Origin of the sequence: Rhodococcus sp. OK519, assembly GCF_003051005.1 — a bacterium.
Classification (GTDB): Bacteria; Actinomycetota; Actinomycetes; order Mycobacteriales; family Mycobacteriaceae; genus Prescottella.
In genome coordinates this window covers 23054-32252 of the sequence record NZ_QAOW01000016.1, presented here as the reverse complement: position 1 = coordinate 32252, position 9199 = coordinate 23054, and the positions used below count along the sequence as shown (strand labels likewise).

The window sequence follows — 9199 nt, the reverse complement described above, 5'->3', positions numbered from 1 at the left end:
GGGGCACAGGTAAGTATCCCGGCCTGATGGCCGGTCTGTTCAAGTGAATCCCCTTGGGCCCCGGCGCCGTACAGGCGCCGGGGCCCACGTCCGTGCATACGAAAGGCGACACGCACATTCCACCGAACTCAGATAGCAGCAGCCCGGGAGACAAGTTCGACGACGAGGACTTCCCGGCCTACAGCATGGGCCGGGCCGCCGAACTCCTCGGTGTCACCCAAGCCTTCCTCCGTAGCCTCGACACCGCGAAACTGATCACTCCGCTGCGATCCGAGGGCGGTCACCGCCGCTACTCCCGCTACCAGCTCCGCATCGCCGCCCGCGCCCGCGAACTCATCGACCAGGGCACCCCGATCGAGTCCGCCTGCCGCATCATCATCCTCGAAGACCAACTCAGCGAAGCTGAGCGCATCAACACCGAACTCCGCCAGGCGCAACAACACTCGAGCCAGGCTGAGCCCCCTGGGGACACCACCGACTAAGGCATGGCCGATGTACACACGGGCTGATCCTCATCGGCATGCCCGGCATCGAAAAGCGCTTCTCCCGCCACGCCCAGCTCTACAGCCGTGTCGGGTTCGCCCACCACTACCGACCCCTATCCCACGACGAGCTGACCTTCGTCCTGACCCGCCACTGGCGCACCCTCGGCGTCGAAAAGTCGTCTGTCGGTAGGTTATGGAACATCCTTGCCCCGCCAGCGCCCCGTCAGCGAACTTTTGGGCTACGCGAGGGTCTCGGACTCTCAATCTGCAGAGCGACGCACTGCGCGCTGCGGGCTGTTCACGGATCTGGACCGACACCCCGAGCGGCGCGACGACGTCCCGGCCCGAACTCGGCGGCCTGTTCTCGCATCTGCGCGACGGTGACACCCTCGTCGTGTGGCGGCTCGACAGACTCGGTCGGAACCTGCCGCACCTGCTGCAGACGATCACCGACCTCGAGGAACGCGACACCACCGCCACCGCCGGCAGCAAAATCATCTTCAGTATCTTCGGCGCCCTCGCCAGCTTCGAACGGGACCTCATCCGGGAACGGACCTCCGCCGGGCTCGCCGCAGCCCGCGCCCGGGGCAAGGTCGGCGGCCGCCCCCGGAAGATGACCGACAGCCGGATCAGGCAGGCCCGCAATGCGCGAGGGCGGCATGCCCCAGACCGAAATCGCCGAGGCCCTCCAGCCGGGGAACCTGACCTGCCTGCGGGACCCACTGGCTCCCCCACCGGCGAGTGCCAACCGCCTTACGTCAACGCAGCACGCGCACGATCTGCGCAACCAGGACCTGCTTCGACGACGACGGCGTCTCGGCCGCGATCCTCGTGCTGACCGCGTGGATCGTCGGCGCCCTTGCCGTCTTAGCGATCGCGTCCGTTGTCCAGGGCCGCCGACGGGGAGCATGATGGAGACAAAGCTCTAGTACCCGGGAGGCGGTTATGGACACTCTGCTTCTGTGGCTGGCGGCAACGGTCATCTACTGGTTCGGCCTGCTCCCCTGACGGACGAGTAAAGGACGAAGGACCCGCTCCGAGAACGCTCCGGAGCGGGTCCTTCCTCGTCAGTCGGTCACTTCTGGCCGGCGCGCACGCCTTCCTCGACCTTCTTGCCCAGTTCAGCGTCCACGTTCTTCCAGTACTCGAAGACCCGCTGCAGCACGGGCTCGCTGACACCGGCGAGCGCATGGCCGACGATGTTGCTCACCAGACGCTCGCGGGCGGCGTCGTCGAGCACCTCGCGGACCAGGGTTCCGGCCTGCGTGAAGTCGCCGTCCTCCGGGTGCTCGATGTATCCGGCGCGCACCGCATGACCGTCGAACGCCCACAGGCCCTCGTCACCGGCCGCCGCCGGATCCGCGTGCGGCCCGCCGTACGAGTTGGGCGCATACACCGGGGTGTCGGCGGTGTTGAACGTGTAGCGCATCGCGCCCTCCTTGGAGTAGGAGTTCACGGGCGCCTTGGGCGCGTTCACCGGCAGGTCCGCGTAGTTGGTGCCGATGCGGTACCGGTGCGCGTCGGCGTACGAGAAGACGCGGCCCAGCAGCATCTTGTCGGGGCTGAATCCGATGCCGGGCACCACGTTCGACGGCTCGAACGACGCCTGCTCGATCTGCGCGAAGAAGTTCTCCGGGTTCCGGTTGAGCGTCCACTTGCCGACCTCGATGAGCGGGTAGTCCTTCTGGGACCACACCTTCGTCAGGTCGAACGGGTTGAAGCGGTAGCCCTCCGCGTCCGCGACCGGCATGATCTGCACGTTCATCGTCCAGCTGGGGAACTCACCTCGATCGATCGCGTTGTACAGGTCGGCGCGGTGGTAGTCCGGATCCGAGCCGGCGAGGGTGTCGGCCTCGGCCTGGGTGAGGAACTCGATGCCCTGGTCGGTCTTGAAGTGGTACTTCACCCAGAAGCGTTCGCCGGCCGCGTTCACCCACTGGTAGGTGTGCGAACCGAAACCGTCCATGTTCCGCCACGACTTCGGGATGCCGCGATCGCCCATCAGCCACGTCACCTGGTGCGCGGTCTCGGGACGCAGCGTCCAGAAGTCCCACTGCATGTCGTGGTCGCGCAGGCCCGATCCCGGCAGCCGCTTCTGCGAGCGGATGAAGTCGGGGAACTTGATCGGATCCTTGATGAAGAAGACCGGCGTGTTGTTGCCGACGAGGTCGTAGTTGCCTTCCTCGGTGTAGAACTTCATCGCGAAACCGCGCGGGTCGCGCCACGTGTCGGGGCTGCCCTGTTCGCCGGCGACGGTGGAGAAGCGCACCAGCGACTCGGTCTTCTTACCGGGCTGCAGGAACTTCGCCTTGGTGTACTTGCTGACGTCACCGGTGATGACCAGTTCGCCGAAAGCGCCGCCGCCCTTGGCGTGCACGATGCGCTCCGGCACGCGCTCGCGATTGAACTGCGCCAGCTTCTCGATCAGGTAGTGGTCGTGCAGCAGAATCGGGCCCTGCGTTCCCGCGGTGAGCGACTCGTCGTCACTCGCGACGGGAATTCCGAAGTTGTTCGTCGTCGGACGTGATTGTGCGGACGTCATTTTGCGAAGCCTCCTTGGCGCTGACGGGCTGTGGCTGTCTTCGAAGTGATCGACCCACCCGATCCGGGCACATCGTCTTGATTCTGTGAGCTGGTAACGTCCTGCGCCCCGGTTTTCGCCGAATCACTTCGGCATTGGGCGCACAGACCCCAGAACACGACCTCGGCCTCGTCGATCTCGAAACCGTGGTTGTCCGAGGGCTCCAGGCAGGGAGCGTGGCCGACGACGCAGTCGACGTCGACGACCGTGCCGCACGAGCGGCACACCAGGTGGTGATGGTTGTCCGCGGTGCGGGTCTCGTACCGCGCCGGCGAACCCGCGGGCTCGATGCGGCGCAGCAACCCCACGCGGACACAGGCCCCGAGCACGTCGTAGATCGCCTGGGTCGAGACCGAGCCGAGCTGGCGGCGCACCTCGGTGGCGATCGTGTCCGCATCCGAATGCGGATTGGCGGCAACGGTGTTCAGAACCGCAACGCGTGGAGCAGTGACCCGTAGACCGGCGTCGCGAAGCCGAGCGCGCGGGTCGAAGTCGTGCTCTCCTTGTTGCATGAACCTAGTATGCACCTTTTCTGGAATAAGTCAAAAGAACGATTAAATCCAGATAAGGACGTCTCGGCGGCAGGCTTCGGTGTAAGGTCCGACCAGGTGCCCCCGCGCCCGACGGCGTCGCCCGTCGGCCTTCCCGAGTGCGCGGGGTTCTTTCGATGACAACCGCATCGGCCCATCGCACGCTCACCGTGTTCGTTCCCGGCTGGATCCTCGACGACCGATCCCTCGCCCCGCCGGCAGTGGGCGACCTCGTCGAAACACCCCTCACGTTCGGTGAGGCGGAGACCCCACCCGCGTCGTATGCGCAGACCTTCCGGGCCACCGCGCGTCCGGCGTACGGGCACATGCCCGGAGGCGATCCGGAGAGCGGCCTACGCTGGCTGCACGAGTTGTCCGGCGACGGCTGGGCTGCCAACTGGTGGTCGAACCGGCCGACGACCGGGCGGGTCGAGGTCCCCGGAACCCTCTTCGCCGACTTGACCGTGGGGCCCGACAGTCCCCCGCCCGTGCACGGACGGGTGCGGCAGGTGCAAGTGGTGAGCCACCGACGGGAACGGACACCGACCGGCACCCGCCTCGTCCACGGCAGCGAGCGCCTGACCGACGCCGAGGCGACGCCGCGCATCTTCTGGTCGAGCCAGGAGCCCGCAACGGAGGACGACCCGTACGTCTTGACGGGCGTACTCGTCGACCTGGACCTCGACGACGTCCCCGCGACCGACCCCCGGTTCGTCGCCGGCGCGGTATCGATCTCCGGGACCGACGTGTGGGTGATGGACCGAGCCGATCCCGTTCTGCTGCATGTTGATACCGCGGCGACACCGCCGCGGGTGGTCGAATACCTACTGCCGATGACCGCCGAACAGCCGCGCGTGATCTGGACCCGCACCGTGCATGCCGACCGCGACGGCTGCTGGATCACGTCCGACCACGACGTGTTCCGCTGCGATCGGGCGGACGACGGGTCGGTGAGCGTCGAGCGGGTGTGCACCGAGGGCGGGCGAAGCGTCGTCGACGACGGGCGCCTGTATCTACTCGACACGACCAAGCCGCACATGCGACTCGACCGCCGGTATGGGGTGGTGCGCGTCGACCCGCCGCCCCATCCCGTCCGCGTACTCGACGACGACCGGCAACTGACCGCAGTGGACGACCCGGACACCGTCGCACGGGTACGTGCTGCCGCCCGTCGGGCCGACATCGCCCGCGGCCCCGACGGCACGGAGTGGGTCGCCCACGGCGGGCTCACCGCCCGATCCCCCAGCGGCACCACACAATCGGTGGACCTCGAGACCCGCACCCGGGGCGACGTCCGCTGGATCCAACCCGACCCGTACGCAGACCCAGCCAACCGGGACCTCGTCCCGATCCTTCAGATGCCGTCGCCCGATCCCGACCCCCACCCCGAGTAGAGCTGAAGGGTCCCTTCATGCGCGGTCAGCGCGTGAAGGGACCCTTCAGTTGGTTTCCGGAACAGATCAGGCGAAGTGCTCCTGCACCGCCTGCAGGCCCGCGACGTAGACGCCGTCGCCGAAGATCTGCTCCACGGTGGCGACTGCCTCGTCCTCGGACTTGTACTCTGCGCTCCAACGGATCTCGGACTTGTCGCCCTGCGGGACCACCGCGAGTGTGGCGACGTAGTCGCTGATCGGCAGCATCGGATCGAGCACCTCGTAGCTGTAGCTGCGTGCCTCGGGATCGCGGGCGACGAGCTCTTCGCGCGCGACGACTCGGCCGTCCACCGAGAAGGTGCGGATCGAACCGACCTGCGTCGGGTCGCCCTCGATTTCGGCCGGCGGAACGCTGGGATGCCAGGTGCCGAGGCCGTCGAAGTTGCCGATGTGGGACCAGACGCTGTCCGCGTCGGCCGCGACGGTGATGCTGCGTACGAGTGATCGGGCCATGTGTGTCTCCGTTTCTGGTGAACTACTTCCGATGTGGTTGGAAATCAAGCGCTTCGATCGAAGTCGAGACGCAGGACCGAGAGGGCCGACGCCGCCAGCTCCGCGACGTCGGCGGGACCGGCGGGATCGCCGGGGTCGCACGTCACCCAGTATTCGAGAGCAACGGTGAGGGCCCCGATGAGCGTGTGCGACAACAGTCTCGCCTCGATGCCCGACGGGTCCAGCCCCGCCCGCTCCGCGAGGTGGGCGCGCATGTCGTCGGCGAGATCGTGGGCCGCGACCATCCACCGGGCTCGAATGCCCGGCACGGACGTCAGGATCACGAAGAGGTCCCGGGTGGAGACGAGTCCCGCGTACCGATCCTGACGCAGGCACTCGACGAAGGCCTCGTGCACGGCGGTCGCCACGGACTCGTCGGCCGGACGGCCCGCGAGGTTTCCCGCGAAGTCCCTGATGCCGGAGGTGAGCACCGGCGTGATGGTGTCCTCCTTGGCCTCGCAGTGCCGGTAGAACGTGCGCACCGAGATCCCCGCGCGCTGGGCGATGTCCTCGACGGACGTCGAATCGAAGCCGTCGGCGATGAACAGTTTCGCGGCGGCCTTCGCAATGTCCATGCGCACAGCATCACGCCGCCGCTCGGCCAATCCGCGCTGGTCGCGTTCCACGAGATACCTCCGAATGTGTCTTGACACACAGTAGCAGGGTGGCACAGACTGGCAATATGGCACAGACTGGCAATTGGTTCGTGAGGCCGGTCACCCCCAGGCCATCCCCCGAGTCGAAAGGGCAGGACATGCCCCGCACATTCCTCGTCACCGGCAGCGCCTCCGGAATCGGCGCCGCAACCACCGCTCACCTGCGCGAGCAGGGCATCCACGTGATCGGCGCGGACCTGCGTGACGCCGACATCACGGCCGACCTCGCCACCCCGGAGGGTCGCGCGGCCCTCGTGGAGCAGGCTCGCGAACTCACCGGCGGACGCCTCGACGGCGTCGTCGCATGCGCCGGCGTGGCCCTCTTCGATCCCCTCACCATCAAGGTCAACTACTTCGGCGCGGTCGCGACGCTCGAGGGCCTGCGCCCCCTGCTCGCCGCCGGGTCCGATCCGCGCGCGGTCGTGATCTCGTCCGTCGCGTCGGTGCACCCGAACGATCCCGCGATCGTCGACGCCGCCCTGGCCGGCGACGAGGCCGCCGCGGTGGACGCGGCCCGCGCCGCGGTCGACAGCGGCGCGGGCGCCCTGGTCTACGGCTCGTCGAAGGCCGCGATCGCGCGCTGGGTACGCCGCGCTGCGATCACCCCCGAATGGGCGGGCGCGGGCATCCCGCTCAACGCGATCGCCCCGGGCACCATCGTCACCCCGATGATCCAGGCGATGCTCGACACCGAGGCCGGACGGCAGGCCATCGACGGCGCCGTCCCGATGCCGCTGCACGGCCACGCCCGCCCGGAACAGGTCGCTCCGCTACTGGCCTGGCTCACCTCCCCCGAGAACTCGCACGTGACGGGTCAAGTGATCTTCGTCGACGGTGGCGCCGACGCCGTCCTGCGCGGCGACCAGACCTGGTAGCCCCGCACCACGATTCGACCGGGGGAGCACGGAAAGGAACGATCGTGACGACAATCGATCAGGGATCTCGCATCCCACCGGTGGGCGGTGCGGTGCCGCCGTCGATGGTCGACCGGATGACGGTCATCCTCGACGCCTTCGGCGGGTTCTCCTCGCGCGTACCGCTCGAGGAACTGGCCCGGCGCACCCGCCTGCCGCGGTCGACCGTGCACCGCATCCTCGACTCGCTCCTGCGTCTCGGCTGGGTCGAGCACTCCCCCGGCGGCTACCACCTGGGTCCGCGCCTGCACCGCCTCGGCAGCGGCGAGGGACACCACGGCGAGATCCGCGCGGCCGCGGCGCCGGTCCTCAACGAACTGCACCACCGGACCGGCATGGTCGTGTACCTCGGCGTGCTCGAGGGCACCGATACCCTCTGTCTCGACCGGATCGGGGTGCGGCCCGACTCGCCGACGAATGCCCGTGTTGGGGGCCGGGTTCCGGCGCATGCAACGGCCGCCGGGAAGACGATCCTGGCGAGCCTCGTCCCCGAGCAGGTCGACCTCGTGTACGGCAGCGAACCGTTGCGCCGCTGCACCGACCGGACGATCGCGGACCTGCCCGCACTGCACCGCGACCTGGGCCGCACCCGGGCCCGCCGCGGGGTGGCGTTCGCCCGGGCCGAATCGTCGAGCACGTCCGCCTGCGTCGGCGCCCCCGTCCGCGTCGACGGCGGGACCCTCGCGGCAGTGTCGCTGTGCGGCACGCTCGCCGACACCGCACGCCTCGAGCGGTGTGCGCCGCTGGTACTCGACGCCGGACGGGCCGTTGCGGCCGCCCTGATCTCGTCGGTGCACCTGCTGTCTGCATGACGTAGTCGGTAGCCCTCCTATTACTACGCAATGTAGTAAAACCTCTCCGCCGCGGGGCCGACGTCGGATAGGTTGGCCTCATGGGGATACCGGGGAGGCCTGATCCAACCGTCGCCGAGACGCCATCCGACGGGCGGATCGACAACGAATCATCAAGCGGAACAGTGGAATCGCCATCTCCGAAGCCGAAGCGTCGCCTGTTTCGTGTGGTGCGATGGATGTTCGCTGGACTGGTCCTGGCAATCGTTGTGGCCGTGACTGTTTCGGCGGGATTCCACTGGTGGCGGACACCGCGCGACAAGCAGGCCATCGAGCAGTTTATCGGCGCCGAACACCGATATGTCGAGGTGGACGGGCATCGGATGAGCGTGAGGGTGCAGGGTTCGGGACCGCGAACCATCGTTCTGCTGCCCGGCCTGGGCACGCCGGAACCGATTATCGGATTCGCCCCTCTCGCAGAGCGTCTGGCTGAGCAGAACACGGTGGTCACCGTCGAACCCTTCGGACTGGGACTGAGCGACGGCACCGACACTCCCCGCACCAGCGAGGCGATCGTCGACGAGATCCGTTCCGCGCTGACGACACTGGACCTCGACGGCCCGTACGTCCTCATGCCCCATTCCATTTCGGGCCTGTACGCAATGTGGTGGACCACACACCACCCGAACGAGGTCGCTGCCGTAGTCGGTCTCGACGACGAGCGCTACACCTCCGGCGGCGCCCAGGACTCCCCGGACTGGCCGAAGTGGATGGCCGCCGTCAACGCCGTCGGTGGCACCCGAGACCTCATCGCACTGGACAACAGCACCGACTACCTGGGGCTGGTGGCCGACTACCGGGAGAGCCTCGGCGACGCGGCCGAATACACCCCGGAGCAGCAGGAGCTGTACCTGCGCGCGTACTCGTGGGTGCTGAATCCGACCGTGCTGGACGAGATGGCACGGAACGCTGAAAATGTCCGAGCGGCTGAGGGTTTCATGTTCCCGACCACCCTGCCCGCCCTGTCGATCCTCGCCGTCTCCTCGCTCGAACTGGAACCGGAATGGGAATCCGCGCATCGCGCTGCGATCAGCAACCCGGCAATCCAGCAGGTCGCGATCATGGACAGCCACCACTATCTGTTCCACGCCCACACGGCCGCAATTGCCGAGTCGACGCAGCAGTTCCTCGAGGAGCAGGTCCCGACTCGATGACAACCAACGTTGCGAGGAGCAATCAGTTCTCGCGCGGCGACCGGTCCACCTGTACAAGCAGTCAACCGCCGTTCGGCAAAAGCTGGCGATGCCCCTCACGACA

General features: G+C 67.7%; 10 protein-coding genes. 6 read left to right on the top strand and 4 right to left on the bottom strand.

Annotation, left to right across the window (positions count from 1 at the left end):
• Positions 1–92 precede the first annotated feature (92 nt).
• A complete protein-coding gene (locus C8K36_RS23760; RefSeq protein ID WP_107987497.1) occupies positions 93–482 on the top strand; it encodes a MerR family transcriptional regulator in 390 nt (129 codons plus the stop codon).
• Between the two features lie 196 nt (positions 483–678).
• Positions 679–1323 (top strand): recombinase family protein, encoded by a 645-nt coding sequence (locus tag C8K36_RS23750; RefSeq protein WP_420910938.1) that lies wholly within the window; start codon positions 679–681, stop codon positions 1321–1323.
• Positions 1324–1560: 237 nt separating this feature from the next.
• Here the strand turns inward: C8K36_RS23750 and C8K36_RS23745 are convergent, their stop codons facing one another.
• Positions 1561–3027: a catalase gene (locus C8K36_RS23745; protein ID WP_107987496.1), complete on the bottom strand. Its 1467-nt coding sequence runs from the start codon at positions 3025–3027 to the stop codon at positions 1561–1563.
• On the bottom strand, positions 3024–3578 hold the full coding sequence (locus C8K36_RS23740) for a Fur family transcriptional regulator (protein ID WP_107987495.1): 555 nt from the start codon (positions 3576–3578) through the stop codon (positions 3024–3026). Before C8K36_RS23740 ends, C8K36_RS23745 begins: the two co-directional genes overlap by 4 nt.
• A 155-nt stretch (positions 3579–3733) precedes the next feature.
• Here C8K36_RS23740 and C8K36_RS23735 point away from each other — a divergent pair, with 155 nt between their 5' ends.
• Positions 3734–4990 carry a hypothetical protein gene (locus C8K36_RS23735; RefSeq protein WP_146176535.1) on the top strand — a complete coding sequence of 419 codons (1257 nt, stop codon included), beginning with the start codon at positions 3734–3736 and terminating at the stop codon, positions 4988–4990.
• A gap of 66 nt (positions 4991–5056) precedes the next feature.
• Here C8K36_RS23735 and C8K36_RS23730 read toward each other — a convergent pair whose 3' ends face one another.
• Complete coding sequence (locus tag C8K36_RS23730; protein ID WP_107987493.1) at positions 5057–5482, bottom strand: SRPBCC family protein; 426 nt, start codon at positions 5480–5482, stop codon at positions 5057–5059.
• Between the two features lie 44 nt (positions 5483–5526).
• Entirely contained in the window at positions 5527–6096 is a 570-nt protein-coding gene (locus tag C8K36_RS23725; protein WP_146176534.1) for a TetR family transcriptional regulator, read from the bottom strand.
• A gap of 179 nt (positions 6097–6275) precedes the next feature.
• Here C8K36_RS23725 and C8K36_RS23720 point away from each other — a divergent pair, with 179 nt between their 5' ends.
• From C8K36_RS23720 to C8K36_RS23710, 3 genes are all read left to right on the top strand, one after another.
• Positions 6276–7052: an SDR family oxidoreductase gene (locus C8K36_RS23720; RefSeq protein ID WP_107987491.1), complete on the top strand. Its 777-nt coding sequence runs from the start codon at positions 6276–6278 to the stop codon at positions 7050–7052.
• A gap of 44 nt (positions 7053–7096) precedes the next feature.
• A complete protein-coding gene (locus C8K36_RS23715; protein WP_258195577.1) occupies positions 7097–7903 on the top strand; it encodes an IclR family transcriptional regulator in 807 nt (268 codons plus the stop codon).
• Between the two features lie 254 nt (positions 7904–8157).
• Positions 8158–9096, top strand: coding sequence for an alpha/beta fold hydrolase (locus C8K36_RS23710; protein WP_258195576.1), 939 nt, complete (start codon positions 8158–8160; stop codon positions 9094–9096).
• Positions 9097–9199: the final 103 nt, after the last annotated feature.

Bases quoted from the DNA above. Each gene is read 5' to 3' on its own strand.
- C8K36_RS23750 (WP_420910938.1), top strand. From the start codon at position 679: ATGGAACATCCTTGCCCCGCCAGCGCCCCGTCAGCGAACTTTTGGGCT.
- C8K36_RS23745 (WP_107987496.1), bottom strand. From the start codon at position 3,027: ATGACGTCCGCACAATCACGTCCGACGACGAACAACTTCGGAATTCCC.
- C8K36_RS23740 (WP_107987495.1), bottom strand. From the start codon at position 3,578: ATGCAACAAGGAGAGCACGACTTCGACCCGCGCGCTCGGCTTCGCGAC.
- C8K36_RS23735 (WP_146176535.1), top strand. From the start codon at position 3,734: ATGACAACCGCATCGGCCCATCGCACGCTCACCGTGTTCGTTCCCGGC.
- C8K36_RS23730 (WP_107987493.1), bottom strand. From the start codon at position 5,482: ATGGCCCGATCACTCGTACGCAGCATCACCGTCGCGGCCGACGCGGAC.
- C8K36_RS23725 (WP_146176534.1), bottom strand. From the start codon at position 6,096: ATGGACATTGCGAAGGCCGCCGCGAAACTGTTCATCGCCGACGGCTTC.
- C8K36_RS23720 (WP_107987491.1), top strand. From the start codon at position 6,276: ATGCCCCGCACATTCCTCGTCACCGGCAGCGCCTCCGGAATCGGCGCC.